This is a genomic window from Pseudomonas sp. B14(2022) (assembly GCF_012030485.1).
GTDB lineage: Bacteria > Pseudomonadota > Gammaproteobacteria > Pseudomonadales > Pseudomonadaceae > Aquipseudomonas.
This window is the reverse complement of the sequence record NZ_JAAUVM010000036.1, coordinates 1-17,991: the sequence shown is the minus strand read 5'-3', so window position 1 is coordinate 17,991 and position 17,991 is coordinate 1. Positions and strand designations below refer to the sequence as shown.

Sequence of the window (17,991 nt, the reverse complement as noted above, 5' to 3'; positions counted from 1 at the left end):
TTCATGGTCGACATTGTCATCCTTTGCGTGTTCGCCTTCGCCGCCGGCCTGATCGATGCGGCGGTGGGCGGCGGCGGACTGATCCAGATTCCAGCGCTGTTCAACGTGCTACCCACCGCTCAACCGGCGGCGCTGCTAGGTACCAATAAGGTCGCGGCCGCCTGCGGCACCGCATTCGCGGCCCGGTCCTTCGTGCGCAAGGTGGTGATCGACTGGGGTCTTGTGATCCCCGCCGCCTGCGCGGCCTTTGTCATGGCCTTCTTCGGAGCCGCCACGGTGTCGTTCGTACCCCAGTCGATGATCCGGCCGGCGGTGCTGGTGTTGATTGTACTGATGGCGATCTACACCTTCTGGAAAAAAGATTTCGGCGCCCTGCACAAACCCATGCGCATCGGCACCAAGGAAAAACTGCTGGCGATCGTCATCGGCGGCGCCATCGGTTTCTACGATGGTTTGTTCGGTCCCGGCACTGGCAGCTTCCTGATCTTCCTGTTTATCCGCTGCTTCGCCTTCGACTTTCTTCATGCCTCGGCATCGGCCAAGCTAGTGAACATCGCGACCAACGTAGCGGCACTGATATTCTTCATTCCCACGGGTAACGTGCTCTACCTGATCGCAATCCCCATGGCGGCATTCAACATCCTGGGCGCGCTCACGGGCACCTGGCTGGCGGTTCATAAAGGCGTGCCCTTTGTCCGGGCTCTATTCCTGGTGTTACTGGTGATTCTGATCAGCAAACTGTCCTACGACCTGTTCCTGTAAACCAGAGGAAAACTACATGCATCCCATGTTCGATCGCCTCGTGGCCCTACTCGATGCCCACTCAGCCTCCTACCGGGTGTTGATGCACGACGCCGAGGGCCAGTCTGCGCGCGTTGCCGAAATCCGTGGCACCGAGCCCGGCCAAGGCGCGAAGGCCATGCTTTGCGCCCTCAAGGGTCAGGCCGGACCCTATGCACTGGTGATACTGCCGGGCGACCAGAAGCTGGACATGAAGAAAGTCGGAGCGGCCCTGGGCGGGAAAAAGGCCGAGCTGGTGAAGGCCGAAACCGCCATGGAACTGACCGGGTGCCGGATCGGCGCCATCCCTCCTTTTGTTTTCGATGAGCGGATTCAATTGATCGTCGATCCGGCATTGACCACAGGCTACGCCGAAATAGCCTTCAACGCGGGGCGGCTGGATGCGTCGATGGTGCTCGATACGCAGGATTATCTGGCGATTGCCATGCCTCGATTGCTGGATATCAGCCAGGCCTGAGCAGACGTTTTCACTAGACAATGTCTACCGGGCTGACCGGTTACTACGGGTAGAAAGCGATAGACCTCGAGAGTCCGCTTTTGGCCGATTTCTGCCTGTCGCGAAGGGCCGCAATCGCCCAAAAGTGGACGGCCACAAATAAAAAAAGCGCTATCGTCAGACACCTCACGATTGTGTTCGGACTTAAGAAAAGTCTTTCCCTGATCCGCTCCTGTTTGCGCAAAACCCCCAAGCCTAAAGTTCGTCCTGCCAGCAACATCACACTTACTTTAGGAAATCTCATTATGAAAACGGCAATGATCATCGTCGCACTCTTGGGCTTCAGCTCTGTAGTAGCGGCACAGGACGGTACTGCAAAGACTAAACCTGTTGAGCAATATGGATACGGCACCCACCTTGATGTCGCGAAGGTCATCTCTGAAGACCCGGTGCCGGATGTTTGCGCAGTCGTGCCGACGCACATGACCTACCAGGATTCACAAGGCAAACAGCACGTACTGGCCTATAGCGTCATGGGCCGTTGCAGCCAGGGATAAGCAACCTGTTCGCCAATCATTGCGCCTCGAAGCGTGTTCATCGAGGCACAAATACCTTTTTGCCCTGCGGCATTTCAATCGATAAGTTCTTTGGCCGTGGCCGCCAGTTGACTGCCAACCCGATCTTTCAGCGCTTCAATAAACCGGGTGATTTTTGCATCGACAAACTGCCGGGAGGTATAGACGGCGTACACGTTGCGCTCATAGGTATGGTAGTCAGGCAAAATCCGCACGAGCTTGCCGGAACGCAAATCGTCGACGGCCGTGAACCCGGCCAGCAAGCCAATCCCCGCCCCCTCTCGAATGGCATGTGCCATCGCATCCATATCGTTGACGCTGAAACTTGGCCCTGTCGGGACAAATGTCGCGTCCCCTGCCTTGCTCTTCAGCTGCCACTCATCCCGCACATAGTCAACGGTACCCAATAGCAGACACTGGTGATCGCGCAGATCTTCAGGCGTCTCGGGGGCCGCATTCCGAGCCAGGTAGTCTGGCGACGCCACCAGCACACAATGGCTGACACCGATCTTTTGGCTGACATACGCCGAATCGGGTAACGCTCGGGCGATCAGAATCGAGACATCCAGTTGGTCTTCCAACAGGTTAGGCATGCGTTGCGAGAGCAATAAATCCACGGTCACTTCCGGGAATTGCTGGCGGTATTCCAGCACGGCCCCGGTGACCAGATGCCGGGCCAGTCCGGGGACGCAATGCACCCTCAGTGTTCCCCGAGGCTCCAGCGCGGCATTGCTGGCTTCGGCTTCGGCACTCTCCAGATCAGCCAGAATTTTCGTGCAGCGCTCATAGAACCGTCGCCCCGCATCGGTGACCGAGAGGCGTCGGGTCGAGCGTTGCAACAGGCGCGCATCGAGCACGTTTTCAAGCGCGGAGACAGCACGCGATACGTTACCGACCGTTGAGTCCAGATGATTGGCCACGGCCGTGAAACTGCCCATCTCGACAACCTTTATGTACACCGACATGTTCGAAAGCTTATCCATCGCGACCTTCCTGTAGATCTGATGCTCACCCGTGATAACGCGCATTTTTTCCGGATGCTACTCGTTCGGCCCGCGGCTCGATATTACCTCTGGCGACAACAATGATTCCCTTTGGCCCGTCTAAATCAATGGCCCCTCCTTCCATAGACTGGGTTGCACAGGCCGCCTGAACAGGCGCCGGGTTTCATCTGAATCTCCGACAACCAACTGAAGGGCACATCATGAAGACTTCTTACGACCCGCTTTATCTTTTCATCGGTGGTGAATGGATCAGTGCCGAAGGGCGCGATACTGCCGCCGTCGTTAACCCGGCAACCGGCCGGGAAATCGGACGCGTCCCACTCGCCACCGCGGGCGACCTTGATCATGCCCTTGAAGTGACTCGCCTGAGCTTCGAGCAGTGGCGCCAGACCGTGCCTGACCAACGCGCCAAGATCCTCAAGCGTGCCGCCGACCTGATCCTCGAACGTGCACCGCAGATTGCCGCGCAGATGACCCTGGAGGAAGGCAAACCGCTGAAAGAAAGCCTGGATGAAGTGACCCGTGCGGCGGAGTATTTCGAATGGTTCGCCGAAAGCGCACGGCGTATCGATGGCCGTGTGGTCCCGTCCAACCGGCTAGGCGTATTGCAACTGGTCAAACGCCAGGCCATCGGCCCAGTGGCCGCATTCACACCATGGAATTTCCCGGCCATCACCCCGGCACGCAAGCTCTCGGCAGCACTTGCCGCGGGTTGCAGCGTCATTCTCAAACCCGGTGAAGAAAGCCCTTCCACAGCGCTGGCCCTGGCGCGTGCACTCGACAATGCAGGATTGCCCAAGGGTGTGCTGCAAGTGGTCTTCGGCGTACCGGACCAAGTGTCCAGCCATCTGATCGCCTCACCGATCATTCGCAAAGTGACCTTCACCGGTTCGGTGCCCATCGGTCGTCTGCTGTCTGCACGAGCTGCTGAAGGCGTGAAGCCCATCACCCTTGAACTGGGTGGGCACGGACCGGTGCTGGTATTCGAAGATGCCGACATTGAAAAAGCCGCCGTCGAAGGTGTCGCGAACCGGTTTCGCGGCACCGGGCAGGTGTGCATTTCATCCACTCGGTTTCTGATCCAGCGTCGCGCCTATCAAGCCTTTGTCGATCACTTTGTCGCTGCGACCCAAGCGCTGAGAATCGGCGACGGCCTGCATCCGGACACACAGGTCGGACCGTTGGCCAACCCAAGGCAGCTGGCAAAAATGGAAGAACTGGTCGCCGATGCCGTCGAGAAAGGTGCACGGGTATTGGTCGGTGGCGAAGCCTTGTCAGGCGAAGGCTACTTCTTCCAGCCCACCGTTCTCGCGGATGTGCCGATGAACGCCCGCGTCATGCACGAAGAACCCTTCGGTCCCATCGCCGTACTGATGCCGTTCGATGAGCTAGCCGATGGACTGCAAGAGGCCAACCGCCTGCCCTACGGACTCTCGGCCTACGCGTTCACCTCCAGCGCGCGCACGGCCATTGATGTCGCTGATGGATTAGAGGCCGGGATGATTGGGATCAACCAATACCGCATCGTCGCAACCGAGCTCCCGTTCGGCGGCATGAAAGAAAGCGGTCACGGCTCCGAAGGCGGCATTGAAGGCATCGAGCACTATCTCACCCACAAATTCATCAGCCAGGTTTAAGGAACTCGCCATGTCCAAGCTCAATTTCAAAAGTCCTCGGGAAGCCGCGCGCGCGTTCACGCACCTGTCTTTTTACGTGGGCTTCCCTGGCGCCATCACCGCATCGGCTATCGCCAATGCCACGTTTAGCGAAACGGAGGACAACTGAATGAAAGCCATCAACATCAAAGAGTTTGGTCTGCCAGACGTCCTGGAACTAGTAGAGGTCGCCAATCCTGAAGTCCGTCCTGACGACCTGCTGGTGCGTGTCTATGCCGCCGGGGTGAACCGTGCGGACCTGACTCACCGGACCGGTGGGTACGGCCATCCGAACTTCGGTGACTCGCTGATCATCGGCCTGGAAATCGCCGGCGAAGTGATCGGCAAAGGGAGCGCGGTGACAGGGTTCGAGGTGGGAGATCGAGTCATGGGCGTGGTCGGCGGCGGTGCCTACGCCGAGTTGGCCCGCATCGATTACCGCATGGCCATGCACATCCCCGCGCAGCTTGACTATGTACACGCGGCAGCCATTCCCGAGGTCTTCGTCACGGCCCATGAAGCAATGATGCATCTGGCTCGGCTCAAGGCTGGCGATTCAGTGTTGATTCACGCGGCCGCTGGCGGCGTCGGCTCTGCCGCTGTGCAGTTGGCTTACGCCACCGGCGCCACGGTGTATGCGACAACCGAAGGAAGCAAGTTGGCGCGTGTCGAGCATCTGGGGGCTGACGTGGCGATCGACTACAAGACCCAGGATTTCGCTGAAGTGATCGCCGACAAAACCCTGGGTCGCGGCGTCGATGTGATCATCGACTTTATCGGACAGCCCTACTTCGCCCGCAATATTGCGTCCCTTGCACGGGGCGGTCGCTTGGTTCAGGTGGGGATTCTCGCCGGTGGCGGAAACGTCACGGTGGCGCTGGAGGACATTCTTTACCGCCACTTGCAAATCATCGGTACGGTCATGAAGTCGCGCACGCAGCCGGAGAAGCACGCGATGATCAAGCGTTTCCGCGAGCACTGGCTTGATCGTTTTGAGGGTGCCGGAAGCCTTGAGCCGGTTGTCGACAGCACGTTTGCGCTCTCAAGGGCTGCCGATGCTCACCGCCGGATGGAATCTTCCCAGAACGTCGGGAAAATCATTTTGACGATGCGACCTGAAGACTTGCTTTAAGTATGAATTCTCAGGACCGGCAACGCCGCCGCTTCAGCGAGCGAATGTATGACGGCAATTCAACAGCAGCTGTCGGTTAGCATTTGGCGAGCGGCCTCGGCGCGTTGTGTTCGTCGCCCGCTTACGGTTTACGCTCAATTGGCAGGACACCGCTTACCAACCAAAACCGCAGCGTTTTTAGAAGGTAGCCCGCCCGGTTGGTCCAGCAACCGGGCTGGCCTGTTTGTTTAGAGGATATTCAACGGATATTCGGTAATCAGGCGCGTCTGCACCAGGTGCCCCCCGGTGGATGCATCGCCATCGTGCAAAGCCTCGCGCAGCCGGAAGGACAGTTTTTTGGCCGGGCCGCTCTGTACTACGTATTTCACTTCGGCGTCGGTTTCGTGTTCCTGGTCGTTGGCACCATAGAACCCGGTGTAGGCCGAATTGCCGGGAGTGTGCGTTCCGTCGATGCCGGAACCGCGGATATGACGGGCCATGAAGCTCAGGCCTGGGACGCCAAAGGTGCTCATGTCCAAGTCATAGCGCATCTGCCAGGACCTCTCGCCCGGGCCGTTGAAGTCGGAGTACTGCACCGAGTCAGCGAGGTTGATTGAGTTTCCGTAGCGGCCAGCACCGACGCCGGCGTTGGTCCCTCCAAAACCGACATAGTCGAATGGTTCGTCACCATTAACCTTCTGTCCGGCCAGGGTGAAGGTTTGCGCACCCACGGTGTAGGCCGCCGCCAGCGAGGCTGCAGTGGTGTCGATGGTCCCGGCCTTGGCGCTGCCGTCGTCCAGTGTGCGGTAGAGGTTGAAGTCCAGTGCGACGGATTGGTCAGTCGTCAGTGGGTGAACAAGGTTCAAGTTGACGTAGTACTGATTCCAGACGTCTTCCAGGTGCGCTCCGTACAGCGACGCGGTGAACTCCTTGCTGAACTGGTACTTGCCCCCCGCGAAGCTGGCCGACGGTGCCGCCACACCGGCATAGCTGGCAAGAATGTCGCCGCTGCGCGAGGTGGTGGTGTTTCCGGTACCTGAGGTGAAATGGCCGGCCTCCAGGTTCAGGCCGGTGATCTCATGGCTGTCGACCTGGAAGCCCGATGCAGTCTGCGGCATCAGGTAGTTATCGGCAGTGGCGAGCACTGGCGCCGTGGGCTGCAAGTCGCCGATCTTGAGCGTGGTGTTGGAAACACGGAACTTGATGTCACCACCGGCCTTCGCATAGCCTCGATCCGGATTGCCATTGGCGTCGGATGGAATGGTTGGGCCACCGGCACGGTCGGTGTTCCCGTCGATACGCAACGCCAGGTCGGCGAACGCATCGATGCCGATGCCAACAGTGCCTTGGGTGAAGCCCGAACTGTAGGTCGCCATCAGCGCCTGGCTCCAGTCACGGGTATGGTTGCCGCTGCCGTTCTGGTTCCAGAACACGTTGCGGTTGAGAATGCTTAAACTGCTGTCCGCGACAAAACCCTTGGAGTCGGACTGATCGCTTGCGTAGCTGATGGCCGGCAAGGCAAATGCCAGTGCCACGGCCAAGGTGTTGAGTTGAAGTAGCGGTTGGCGTTTTTTCATTATTAGCTCCAATGCACGAGTTCGTGTTGGAGCATTAGGGCAACAGCCCAGGCCATCAACAAATGAAACTGAATGAATATTTTGATATCAGACCTGGCTCCCAGACAGGCCGTAGTGTCACTCGAAAGCGGCTGCTTTTAGCCGCTTACTGCCCGTCATTCCTGACTACTTTTTTGGGTGAGTACCATCCCTCCCCCGTAATAAACCCATCCGCGAGCGAGACTTGGATATTCCTAATCCCATCTAAAGACAAACGCTCAGTGCACCAGGCCTCAGCCTCTCCTTTGAAAAGCCTAAGCTACAGCCCATGTGAAACGAGTGTGCTACCCAGCTCTGGGATGCGGATCAAATTCTCAATATCACCACCGAAGTGCTTTAAGAGCAGTCCGTTACGAACGTGCACGATGTAACCCTGACCACCCGCCATTACGATCACATGAAAAGTTGATTCCACTTCCAACACGCAGTTGAAGCGGCAGGCCCCGGTGAGCCAGCAAATCGAGATCATTTTTTTGGGACGTACCCTGGGCTGTGACTTTCGGGCTCACCGGGATCAGTCTCCGGCAGATCATCACGACGCACCCACTCCCCCAGATCGAACGCCTGATAAAGCTGGAAGCAGGCTGCATGAGCGTCCTTATCGGCAAAGAAGTGAATCAGGGGCCGTCCACACGGCCCCCCCAAACCCATTCAGCGATAAACCGGATAACGCCGGCACAGTGCGACAACCTGTTCGCGCACGTGGTGGCCGACCTTGTCACTGTCGCCATATTCCAGGGCGTCGAGTACGTCGCACAACCACCCTGCCACTTGCTCACAGGCCTCGACATCGAAGCCCCGCGTCGTCACCGCCGGGCTGCCGATGCGCAAGCCGGAGGTCACGAAGGGTGAGCGTGGGTCATTCGGCACCGAGTTTTTATTCGCGGTGATGTAGGCGCTGTTCAATGCCGCATCGGCGTCCTTGCCGGTGTAGGGCTTGTCGGACAGATCGATCAGCATCATGTGGTTGTCGGTTCCGCCCGAGACGATCTTGTAGTCGCGCTTTTGCAGCACCGCCGCCATGGCGCGGGCGTTGATCACCACTTGGGTCTGGTAGACGCGGAACTCGGGCGTCAGCGCCTCCTTGAACGCCACGGCCTTGGCTGCAATCTGGTGCATAAGCGGGCCACCCTGCACGCCGGGAAACACTGCCGAATCGAGTTTCTTGTAGAAGGCTTCGTCCTGGCCCTTCGACAGAATCAAACCGCCCCGTGGGCCGCGCAGGGTTTTGTGCGTGGTGCTGGTGACCACATGCGCATGGGGCAGCGGGTCCGGGTATTCACCGGCGGCGACCAACCCGGCGACGTGGGCCATGTCGACCCAGAATATGGCGCCGACCTTGTCGGCGATGGTGCGCATGCGTGCCCAGTCCTTGTAACGCGAGTACGCCGAGAAGCCGCCGATCAACATTTTCGGGCGCGTCTGCAGGGCAATTCGTTCCATCTCGTCGTAGTCGAGAAAACCGGTTTTCGGGTCCAGCCCGTAGGGCACGATCTTGTAATGCCGGCCCGAAAAGTTCGCCGGGTTACCGTGGGTCAGGTGGCCGCCCTGGGCCAGGTTCATGCCCATCACCGTGTCACCGGGGTTGATCAACGCGAGGAACACCGCCGCGTTGGCCTGCGCACCCGCGTGAGGCTGCACGTTGGCGTAGTCGCAGTTGAACAGGGTCTTGACCCGCTCAATCGCCAGCCGCTCGGCCACATCGACGTATTCACAACCACTGTAGTAGCGCTTGCCGGGATAGCCCTCGGCGTACTTGTTGGTGAGTAGCGTGCTCTGGGTCTGCATGACCAGCGGGCTGGCGTAGTTCTCCGACGCGATCAGCTCAATGTGGTCTTCCTGGCGATGCGCTTCGTTATGAATCGCCTCACGCAGTTCAGGGTCGAAAGCATCCAGGGTGAGCGTTGAGTCGTACATGGTGGGGCGTCCTCGGTTAACAAATTCAAACAGCGGGCGACAGCAGGCGAATGACACGTGCGGCGATCTCGTCGATCTGTGTGTCATCGCAGATCAGTGCGGGCAACAGGCGCACGGTGGTGCCACGGGTGACGGTGATCAGCAGGCGTTGTTCTTCACGCGCGCGCGTCGACCAGCTCGCCGCACGGGCGGTTGAGTTCGACGCCGACCATCAAGCCGATACCACGAATGGCCACCACCTCGGGATGGTTGCCCAGCGCCAGCTTGAGCGCGGCCAGCAGGCGTCGGCCGCTGGCGGCGGCAATTTCTGGGTTGGCGTGCCCCAGGCTCGTCACGGCCACGCCGGCGATGGCATCCAGGTATTCAACGCCATCGGTGTCCCACAGGCGGGCGCCCAGGCCTCGGCTGAACGAGACCGGCTGACGGGACGAGGTGTGCATCAGGTAAGCGGGTGCAGCGGACATTGCAGGCCTCCTATAGAGATCAATCAACGTTAAGGGGCGAGCGCCGGCAACTCGTCGTCGTTTCGCGGTCTAGCGTCGGCCGTGGGCCAGTAATAGGCATCGGGCATGGCGCGGGCACCGAAGATGGCTTGGCCGACGCGTACCACGGTTGCACCCTCTTCAATGGCAATTTCAAAGTCGCCCGACATGCCCATCGACAACTCCTGCAGCGACAAGCCCTCGGGCACCTGCGCGAGCAAGCGGTCGCGCAATTCACGCAACCGCACGGTGGCCGGGTCACGCCCGACGCGGTGGCAAGCATCGATGATGCGTTGCTGCACAGCGGCGAGGTTGCGACGAAAGTCCTCGACGCTGACCGCCTGCGGATAGCGACCATGATCGGCGTGGAGCGTGGTGAGGTGTTCGGCTTGTCCAGTCATCAGTTGGTCGCTCCCTTAGTGGTCACCGCATCGGTTTTTTCACGACGTGGCAGTTGCCCATTGAGTACCGCATAAGCCGCGAGGCCGATGAGCAAGCCCCAGAACGCGCCGCCAATGCCAAGCAAGGTGATGTTGGCGGCGCACGCCAGAAAGGTGATCAGAGAGGCTTCACGGGATTTGACGTCCGCCATGGCATTGGCCAGGCTGCCGCCGATGGTGCCGAGCAGCGCCAGCCCGGCCAGGGTGGTAATGAACGTCGCCGGAAAGGCCATGAACACCGCCGCCAGGGTTACGCCAAAAATCCCCACCAGGATGTAGAACACCCCTGCCGCTACCCCGGCGATCCAGCGTTTGGAAGGGTCTTCGGACGCTTCCTTGCCGGTGCAGATCGCCGCCGTGATTGCCGCGATATTGAACGCATGGGAGCCGAACGGCGCCATCAGCAGCGAACCCAGCCCGGTCACGCTGAGAATCGGGTTGGCGCTGGTCTTGAAGCCGTCATTGCGCAGCACCAGCATGCCCGGCATGTACTGCCCCGTGAGGGTAATCAAAAAAAGCGGCAACGCCACGCTCAGCAACGCATTGAGCGAAAACTCGGGCCGCGTGAATACCGGTGTGGCGAACTCCAGCGCCAATCCGGAAAAATCCACTCGCCCCTGCATCAGCAAAAAGCCCAGCCCCAGCACCAGAATGCCGACCACCGCGTAGCGTGCGCTCAAGCGTTTGAACACGATGTAGGCGCCGATCAGCAGCCCCACCAACAGCGGGTCGACCGTCATACTCGCGAATGCACCGATGCCGAACTGCAAGAGAATGCCGCCCAGCAGGCCCGCCGCAACGCCAGGCGGGATCAGGCGCACAGCCCTTTCAAAATAGCCGGATACCCCCAGCAGCACGAACGCTGCCGCTGAAATCAAATACGCACCAATCGCCTCGGCGTAGGGCGTGGTCGCCAGGGCAACGATCAAGAACGCCGCCGCCGGGGTCGACCAGGCGGTGATGATCGGCTCGCGGCTCACCCGACTGAGGAACAACCCGGTCGCACCGACGCCAATCGACACCGACCAGACCCACGACGCCGTCAGCTCAGGGCTGAGGCCGGCAACCTTGGCGGCCTGGAACACTAGAATGAAGGTGCCGCCGTAATTGACGATCACCGAAATCAGCCCGGCAACCACCGGGTGCAGCACATCCCGCAGACGCAGGGACGACTGGGATTGAGTAGAGGGCATAAGACTTGGCTCCTTGCTGGACAATGGATCAGGCCGTGGCCAGGCGGTCATTTATAGCCGTTGAATGGTGGGGGTTGCCCCTACGCTTGTGCGCAGCAGACCAGACCACTTTTTCGCGCAGGGGCGGTTACCCATGTGCGCGTGCGAAGTCAGCCATAAAGTCAGTCAGCGCCTCGACTGCGGTTAACGAGACGGCGTTGTAGAGGCTGGCGCGCATCACACACCAGCGGCGCGGCGCTGTCGGGCGGGCCACGTCCATGAACACGCGGGAGCGATGGCTGATCTCCATCACCGACATACCGGTGCCGGCAAAAAATTCTTCGTGTGCCTGGGCGAGCACTTCCAGCGGAACCGCCGTGGGGGCCGGGCTGGCGAGGGCTGGATTCTACGGATAGACTGGCCTGCCATTACAGGCCAATTCCAAAGGACGGAGCAGACCGCATGGCAAAAACCTTCGAGCTCGAAACCCTGAAAATGCGCCTCAACGACGTGGAGTTTCAGCTGCTGGACTTGCACCAGCGCATCCAGCGGGCGTTGCGCGCACTGATCCTCGACGGCGCCCTCGGCCCCGGCCTGAAACTGCCTGCCACACGGGTATTGGCAAAGTCACTGGGGTGCGCCCGCGACACCGTCGAGAACGCCTACGTGCAGTTGCATCGGGACGGGTTTATCGTACGCCGCGAGGGTGCCGGCAGTTACGTCTGCGACACGGTCGGCGTCGAATTGCGCGGCGCCACACGCCGGCGCATCAAGGCCCAGGAAGTGCGCAGCAACGCCGCCGCACCCGGCGCCGCGCTGAGCCAGCGAGGGCGGATGATCTTCGAAACGGGCGGCGTCAGCGACCAGCAAGTCATCAAGGCCTTCGCCACCGGTTTGCCGGAAACCCGCAGTTTCCCCACGTATGTCTGGGAACGCCTGCAACGCCAGGTGATGAAGGACTATCGCGCCAACGTGCTCTTGCACGGCGACCCGCAAGGCGCCGAGCCGCTGCGCAAGGCGATTGCCACCTACCTGAACCTAGAGCGCGGGGCCAAGTGTTCGCCCGATCAGGTGCTGGTGCTGAGCAGCACGCGCCAGGCCTTGTACCTCTGCGCGCAGTTGCTGGTGGATGCCGGCAAGCCGATCCTGCTGGAAAACCCTGGCTATTACGGCGCACGCAAAGCCTTCGAGATCGCTGAAGCCAAGATGCTGCCCATCGATGTCGATGAACGCGGCATCCGCACCGACCTGCTGTACGCCGACCGCAGCGGCGCCAACTGCGTGTACGTCACACCGTCGCACCAATACCCCACCGGCGTGACGCTGCCGCTGGAACGGCGCCTTGAGTTGATCAACTGGGCGGCGGAAAAAGGCAAGTGGCTGATCGAGGACGACTACGACAGCGAGTTCCATTACGACGGACAACCCACCGCCTGCGTGCAGGGTCTGGACAAGTATCAGCGCACGCTCTACATCGGCACGTTCAGCAAGACGCTCTACCCCGGCTTGCGCATGGGCTACATGGTGCTGCCCCACGAACTGGTCAAGCCCTTTGCCTACGCGCGCAGCATGATGGACGGGCATACGCCGCAAGTGCTGCAACTGACCCTGGCGCGGTTTATGGAAGACGGCCATTACAACGCCCACGTGCGGGCCATGCGCAAGCTCTATGCCGGGCGCCGCTCGATCATGCATGACGCCATTGGCAAGTACCTGGGCGAGGTCGTCACCGCCCAGTTGCCGCCGGGCGGGTTGCAGATTCCCTGTCTGCTGAAAGCGGGCTGGAGCGAAGAAAAAACCATCCGCCAGGCGGCCACCGCCGGCGTGCAATTGTCCGGACTCAGCAAGCTGTACGCAGGCGAACCGCAGCAATACGGCTGGCTGCTGGGCTACTCGTCGTTGACCGCGTATGAAATCGAAGCCGCCATGCTGCGCCTGGCCAATGCGCTGAAAATCTAGAGGCAACCGCTCAGTAAGGCAGCTTGAAACGCTTGGTCAGTTCGCCGATGCCTTCGCGAATCGAGCGCTCGGTGCGACTGTCGAGGGCGCCGCTGCGCACTCCGCCGAGCATGGCGAGGATCATGTCGCCGATCTCGCGAAATTCATCCACGCCCATGCCCCGCGACGTGCAGGCCGCGCTGCCGATGCGAATGCCGGAGGTGACACTGGGTTTGACCTCTTCGCCCGGCACGATATTTTTGTTCACGGTAATCCCGATCGCTTCCAGCGCCTGTTCGGCGACATTGCCGACCAGGCCCCACGGCCGCAGGTCAACCACGCCAAGGTGACAGTCGGTGCCGCCCGAGACCACCGACAACCCGCCTTCGGCCAAACGCCCGCACAAGGCCTGGGCGTTCGCAATGTCGGCCATCAGGAAGGCCCCGACTTCGTCGGCAGTTGCGCGAAAGCGCGCGAAGTCCAGCGCCCGTGAATAGGCCGAAGCGCCGACGATGATCTATCGCGGGCGTTCCTGGCGGGCCATCTGCTACCAGCAAGCAGCTTGAAGAGCCCTGCCACCTTCACCCCATCTGCGCGAACCGCCGCCGCTTTAGGAACAACCCCACCCCCAGTGCAACGGCAAAGATCGACAGCAACCCCAGGTCAAATCCAAGCAAGCGGATGTGGCTCGCCGCAACGCAGCCGACCGCCCCCATCGCCACCAGCAGTACCCCTAACCACTTGCGAAGCGGGTACGACTTAAGAAACCGATCGAGCAGAAAGAACAGCACCAGAGCAGCGACCAGTTGGGTAATGTCAGACATGGGTTTCTCCCGTCAGGTCTTGATGATCAGTGTCGAGGCGGTACGTTGCGGGCCGATACCGCCGTTCACCTGCGCCTCGATGCTCACCAGTATGTCGCCTGCATGATAGGTGGGCAGGGTTTCATTCACGTACATGCGCACACCGGCGCCGACGGGGGCCCCCACGTAGGGGGAGGCAACGTAAGAGGTGACGCCCGCGAAGGCCGAGGCCGCCAAGTTGGCGATTCTGGTGCGCTGGGCGTTGAGCACATCGCCCTGCTGCCGAGTCAGCGGCTTGGAGATGCCGATCATCATCAGGCACGGCAGGTTCTTGGCCAGCATCTTGTCGTACACCTCGACGACCTTGCGGTTGACCTCGTAGTGCGCGCTCTTCGCCTCACCAAAATGCAGCTCGCGCAGCCGCCCGCGTTCGCTGTCGGTGAGGGTGATCTGCGAGACGTTGAACACGATCCCGTGATTGCCCATGTATTGGAAAGTCCCTTCGAACTTCATCGCACGCATCCTTTCGAGCCAAAGGCGGGGATTGTCTAGAAGGCGGGCGCTGGATTCAAATCATTTCACCTGGCTGGCAAGGTGCACAGCGTGGCGTAAGGTGCTGACGGTCATAATAATTGTCGAATTCACTGCTTTCGACGAACACGAAGCCGTGGCGGGTGTAAAACGGTTCGAGGCACTTTCTTTGAGGGCACCTACTGTGATCGGCAGTGCAGCTGCATCCGCTGCTTCGAAAACCTGTGCGAGTACAACCGCGCCGATCCCCAAACCCTGCGCGCTCGGCCTCACGTATAGGTGCTAGCCCCTAACAGCGCATTAATTTTCGTATTAGCTATCCCGCTTTTCATCGCGAAATTTACCCTGCCTAGCGCTTATTTAAGGGACGTCGACTGGCGGCTCTTGGCCGATTACCGCCTTTCATGAAGGGCTGCAATCGGCCAAAAGCGGTCATTCGAAAAATATCGAATCAGCTCCGAGCAAAAACGCCTCATTTCAGCCGGAACAGTGGATCACCTCTAACGGATCAGGAGGTAATTTGCGCTCAATCAGATTGAGCTCCTCCTTCCAGAATCTCAAACCCGTCATCAACGGGAGCATACCCGACAACTCTTCTGCTCTGATCAATAGAGAGACGCTTATACCGGTTATCTGAGACCCCATGGATAACGTGAAACCCCCTTATCTCGGCTTCAACGCAATTATTGAGTAGTGCGACAACATCTCTAAAACTGATGAAGGCAGCGACGTCTCTGGGACTGTGGGTTTCCCCTGGTTGAAATTTGGCTACGTTGGCAATACGGACTGCGATGGTCGTCATCTGTCCATCGTTTGCATACATCGAAGCCAAAGCTTCTCCAAACGCCTTGCTGACTCCGTAAAGATTGCCTGGTTTAGGTGCCATGCATTCTTGGACCTGAACATCTGTTGGATATCCTTCGATCACTTGGGCACTGCTCGCAAATATGAAGCGCTTACAGCCTTGTGCCTTTGCGGCGGAGAGCATGTTGTAAGTGCCCACGATGTTCACTGGCAGCAGTGAGGCCATGAAATCCGCGTCTGGGTTAGGGTCAGCAGCAAGATGGATGACGGTATGTATACCCTCGCAAGCTCGAAGGCAACTGGCTTGATCCCTGACGTCGAGAGCGAAACGCTGTGCCGAGTCCGGAAGTTGGGTTACGTCTAAATCGGCTAAACGCAAATCGGATTTATCGTCGCGCTCTTCCCAAAAAGCCTTGCCGATCTTTCCTGCTGCGCCTGTGACGAGGATTTTTCCTGAGCTCATTTCGGCATGTCCTTATTGTAAGCGTCGCGCTAGCCTCCCAGCCTTGTGGTTGGTTTACAACCTCCGATAAGAGTAATCGGGAATTCAGAGAGCGCTGTAGCTGCCGAATGCTTTCGTGTTGACCTGGCCACTATTGGCCGACTGCCGCCCTTCGCAAAGGGCAGCTTTGGGTTGATAGCTGTCACTCGCGCAGGGCGGCTATCGACCCTAAGCGGCCATTACGCAACCACTACCTCTCACCAGCACCAACATCTGCGCAGACATTTGTAGTCAAGGTGCCGCTGGGTAGAACTCGCCATCATCACCTTGAACTCTTGCGTTCAAGCTGCGAGCAATTTCTTCTAGCTTAGTGATGGCCTTGTCAGTCGGATTTTTTGTAAACAGCTCACCGAGATCTGAGCGATACCAGAGCGGAAATGACTCTCCAGGTATGGAAACCATGAAGTCCTGAGGGCTATTGGCAACATCCCTGACGACCTGTGGGTCGATTTTCAAATGTTCTTGCCATTCTTCGAAGGTGATTTCGGGGCCGAAGTCGTCAGCCCAGAAACCCTTGCGACTGATATGTAGATCGTAACCGGCGACCGCAAAGGTGCTTATGCCCATGAGAAGCACTGAAATAAAAGTACGCATGTGTTCGCCATTCAAAATATCTGTGGATTCATACTGATGTTTTAAGACTTTCCTTACAAGGATGAGCCGGTTGCGAACGTCTGCTTCTGGCCGATTTCTGCCGGTGCTGACCGGCTGCAATGGGTAGATTGCTGCCCGTCTCCACCGGCAGTAATCGGCCAGAATCGGACGGTCACTATGTGTCCCAACCGATACCGATAAGAGGCAATCCGCTAAGCGCTCTTGAGAAACCTGCGCCATGCGTACTGGTTCGTATGTATCAATCGCCGTGGTGACGGTTTACGGGACTGCATCAGGCGTTTGACCTGTGTCAGGGTCTATACTAATTTCGCCATTTTAATCAGATCCACCCTTGATCACCGCACAGCCCACCAGGCAGAACACGTGAAACATTCGACACTTAATGCCGCGCTGCTCTGCCTATTAATTGGCACTCCCGTCAGGTCCGAGCAGTATCAGGTCGTTACTGAAGAGTGGGCGCCGTACAACTACCAGGAGAACAATCAGCTTACCGGCATGGCCACGGAGATCGTTCGAGGCATAATGGCGCTGACCGGGGATGACTTTGAGGTGGTGCTGCTGCCCAGTATGCGAAGCGCCCGTGCATTGAAGACCAGACCCAAGACCATCATGTATTCACTATTCCGCACGGCAGAGCGTGAACCGTTATACAAGTGGGTCGGACCGATCGTGGAAGAGTCCATTCACCCCTATCAGTTAGCCAATGCGCAGCAGCCGGTGAATTCCTTAGAGCAGCTACTGCACGCCCCAAAAATTACGACGAGACATGCCGGCCTGATACCCGAGACTCTGCAGTCGCGGGGCTTCAACAACCTCGAAAAAACTGCGACCGAGAGCCTGCAGCTCTATCGCATGCTGCTAGCCGGGCGCACCGATATCATCATAGGCGACACCGATGCGGGGGTGGCTTACTACAGCCGCCAGTTGAAAATCGCCCCCGGCACGCTGCGGCAGATTCCCATCGAGCTCTATCGCTCATCGCTGTACATTGCCTTCAGCCGCGACTGTGACGACGAACTGGTAGCCTCCTGGGCCCACGCCCTGGAGCAACTGCGCCACTCGGGCGAGCTGGAGCGCATCCAGGATCGATACAACCAACCCATCGAGCAATGAAAGCGCGGAACCAGCGCAAGCCCGCTTCGCGCTTATCCAGCCTTGCTCTCACTCAATGCGGAGGATAAGCCATGAACATTTTTGCAACATACAGCCATCAGCCTTGGAACAAGGGAATGGCTTGACCCGGCCACGCCAAAGGAGCTTGCGGAGCAGATGATGCTTCACCAAAGTGAATCGGCCCTGATTTTGTAGACGCTCGGTGACCGCTTCTGGCCGATTCTGTTGAAAAAGTCGGTTCTTCCAGCCTGCCGGAATATTGACCGCTGAAAACGCCTTTCTTGCGCGCTGCGCTGCTACGCGAAATCCGAGCCCGGAACCCTCTGCTCAAAGTAAAGATTTCAATCTCAAGCGCGTACTTTTCTGCCGTGGAAACCATAGCCGACTTTTTCAACAGAATCGGCCGAAAGCAGCCTGTCAATAATAGGAAAACTCCCTACACCCGCGTCCATCCGTCGCATCCCCCACCCTCCCCC

Annotated in this window: 20 protein-coding genes and 2 pseudogenes; 8 read left to right on the top strand and 14 right to left on the bottom strand. The window is 59.0% G+C overall.

The window, feature by feature from the left end:
- The first annotated feature begins 3 nt into the window (after positions 1-3).
- The 3 genes from HCF10_RS29910 (at position 4) to HCF10_RS29900 (ending at position 1,794) form a co-directional block, all read left to right on the top strand.
- Positions 4-762 carry a sulfite exporter TauE/SafE family protein gene (locus tag HCF10_RS29910; RefSeq protein WP_027603982.1) on the top strand — a complete coding sequence of 253 codons (759 nt, stop codon included), beginning with the start codon at positions 4-6 and terminating at the stop codon, positions 760-762.
- A 16-nt stretch (positions 763-778) separates the two neighbouring features.
- Positions 779-1,258 carry a YbaK/prolyl-tRNA synthetase associated domain-containing protein gene (locus HCF10_RS29905; RefSeq protein ID WP_131699809.1) on the top strand — a complete coding sequence of 160 codons (480 nt, stop codon included), beginning with the start codon at positions 779-781 and terminating at the stop codon, positions 1,256-1,258.
- A gap of 284 nt (positions 1,259-1,542) precedes the next feature.
- The gene (locus HCF10_RS29900; RefSeq protein WP_167657003.1) at positions 1,543-1,794 is read left to right on the top strand and encodes a DUF2790 domain-containing protein; all 252 of its coding nucleotides are present in this window, start codon (positions 1,543-1,545) and stop codon (positions 1,792-1,794) included.
- A 74-nt stretch (positions 1,795-1,868) separates the two neighbouring features.
- Here the strand turns inward: HCF10_RS29900 and HCF10_RS29895 are convergent, their stop codons facing one another.
- Positions 1,869-2,795, bottom strand: coding sequence for a LysR family transcriptional regulator (locus HCF10_RS29895; RefSeq protein ID WP_131699811.1), 927 nt, complete (start codon positions 2,793-2,795; stop codon positions 1,869-1,871).
- A 221-nt stretch (positions 2,796-3,016) separates the two neighbouring features.
- Between HCF10_RS29895 and HCF10_RS29890 the strand changes: the two genes are divergently transcribed.
- From HCF10_RS29890 to HCF10_RS29880, 3 genes are read left to right on the top strand one after another with little or no spacing between them, the layout of a single operon-like run.
- A complete protein-coding gene (locus HCF10_RS29890; protein ID WP_131699812.1) occupies positions 3,017-4,453 on the top strand; it encodes an NAD-dependent succinate-semialdehyde dehydrogenase in 1,437 nt (478 codons plus the stop codon).
- Positions 4,454-4,463: 10 nt separating this feature from the next.
- Positions 4,464-4,601, top strand: coding sequence for a hypothetical protein (locus tag HCF10_RS29885; RefSeq protein ID WP_237683209.1), 138 nt, complete (start codon positions 4,464-4,466; stop codon positions 4,599-4,601).
- A complete protein-coding gene (locus HCF10_RS29880; protein WP_167656985.1) occupies positions 4,602-5,603 on the top strand; it encodes an NAD(P)H-quinone oxidoreductase in 1,002 nt (333 codons plus the stop codon).
- Between the two features lie 227 nt (positions 5,604-5,830).
- Here the strand turns inward: HCF10_RS29880 and HCF10_RS29875 are convergent, their stop codons facing one another.
- The 6 genes from HCF10_RS29875 to HCF10_RS29850 form a co-directional block, all read right to left on the bottom strand.
- Positions 5,831-7,159, bottom strand: a complete 1,329-nt coding sequence (locus tag HCF10_RS29875; RefSeq protein ID WP_131699814.1) for an OprD family porin — start codon at positions 7,157-7,159, stop codon at positions 5,831-5,833.
- A gap of 690 nt (positions 7,160-7,849) precedes the next feature.
- Positions 7,850-9,115 carry a serine hydroxymethyltransferase gene (gene glyA / locus HCF10_RS29870; RefSeq protein WP_167656984.1) on the bottom strand — a complete coding sequence of 422 codons (1,266 nt, stop codon included), beginning with the start codon at positions 9,113-9,115 and terminating at the stop codon, positions 7,850-7,852.
- Positions 9,116-9,270: 155 nt separating this feature from the next.
- A complete protein-coding gene (locus tag HCF10_RS29865; RefSeq protein WP_237683208.1) occupies positions 9,271-9,579 on the bottom strand; it encodes an aminotransferase class III-fold pyridoxal phosphate-dependent enzyme in 309 nt (102 codons plus the stop codon).
- 29 nt (positions 9,580-9,608) lie between these two features.
- Positions 9,609-9,998: a hypothetical protein gene (locus HCF10_RS29860; RefSeq protein WP_167656983.1), complete on the bottom strand. Its 390-nt coding sequence runs from the start codon at positions 9,996-9,998 to the stop codon at positions 9,609-9,611.
- Positions 9,998-11,230, bottom strand: coding sequence for a benzoate/H(+) symporter BenE family transporter (locus tag HCF10_RS29855; protein ID WP_167656982.1), 1,233 nt, complete (start codon positions 11,228-11,230; stop codon positions 9,998-10,000). The genes HCF10_RS29860 and HCF10_RS29855 overlap by 1 nt, the downstream gene beginning before the upstream one ends.
- Positions 11,231-11,357: 127 nt before the next feature.
- Positions 11,358-11,570 (bottom strand): hypothetical protein, encoded by a 213-nt coding sequence (locus HCF10_RS29850; protein ID WP_167656977.1) that lies wholly within the window; start codon positions 11,568-11,570, stop codon positions 11,358-11,360.
- Positions 11,571-11,671: 101 nt separating this feature from the next.
- Between HCF10_RS29850 and pdxR the strand changes: the two genes are divergently transcribed.
- A complete protein-coding gene (pdxR, locus tag HCF10_RS29845) occupies positions 11,672-13,168 on the top strand; it encodes a MocR-like pyridoxine biosynthesis transcription factor PdxR (protein ID WP_167656981.1) in 1,497 nt (498 codons plus the stop codon).
- 10 nt (positions 13,169-13,178) lie between these two features.
- Here the strand turns inward: pdxR and HCF10_RS29840 are convergent, their stop codons facing one another.
- The 7 genes and pseudogenes from HCF10_RS29840 to HCF10_RS31585 form a co-directional block, all read right to left on the bottom strand.
- Positions 13,179-13,580, bottom strand: a complete 402-nt coding sequence (locus tag HCF10_RS29840) for a hypothetical protein (RefSeq protein ID WP_237683207.1) — start codon at positions 13,578-13,580, stop codon at positions 13,179-13,181.
- Positions 13,581-13,661 (bottom strand): annotated as a pseudogene (locus HCF10_RS31745) (hypothetical protein); the annotation flags it as partial.
- 67 nt (positions 13,662-13,728) lie between these two features.
- On the bottom strand, positions 13,729-13,971 hold the full coding sequence (locus HCF10_RS29835; protein ID WP_167656980.1) for a hypothetical protein: 243 nt from the start codon (positions 13,969-13,971) through the stop codon (positions 13,729-13,731).
- A 12-nt stretch (positions 13,972-13,983) separates the two neighbouring features.
- Positions 13,984-14,463: a hypothetical protein gene (locus HCF10_RS29830; RefSeq protein ID WP_131699819.1), complete on the bottom strand. Its 480-nt coding sequence runs from the start codon at positions 14,461-14,463 to the stop codon at positions 13,984-13,986.
- Between the two features lie 55 nt (positions 14,464-14,518).
- Positions 14,519-14,763, bottom strand: a pseudogene (locus HCF10_RS31590) (GNAT family N-acetyltransferase); the annotation flags it as partial.
- Between the two features lie 244 nt (positions 14,764-15,007).
- Positions 15,008-15,748 (bottom strand): NAD-dependent epimerase/dehydratase family protein, encoded by a 741-nt coding sequence (locus HCF10_RS29825; RefSeq protein WP_167656979.1) that lies wholly within the window; start codon positions 15,746-15,748, stop codon positions 15,008-15,010.
- Between the two features lie 270 nt (positions 15,749-16,018).
- On the bottom strand, positions 16,019-16,621 hold the full coding sequence (locus HCF10_RS31585; protein WP_237683206.1) for a hypothetical protein: 603 nt from the start codon (positions 16,619-16,621) through the stop codon (positions 16,019-16,021).
- A gap of 144 nt (positions 16,622-16,765) precedes the next feature.
- Between HCF10_RS31585 and HCF10_RS29815 the strand changes: the two genes are divergently transcribed.
- Positions 16,766-17,515 (top strand): transporter substrate-binding domain-containing protein, encoded by a 750-nt coding sequence (locus HCF10_RS29815; protein WP_167656978.1) that lies wholly within the window; start codon positions 16,766-16,768, stop codon positions 17,513-17,515.
- Positions 17,516-17,991 lie beyond the last annotated feature (476 nt).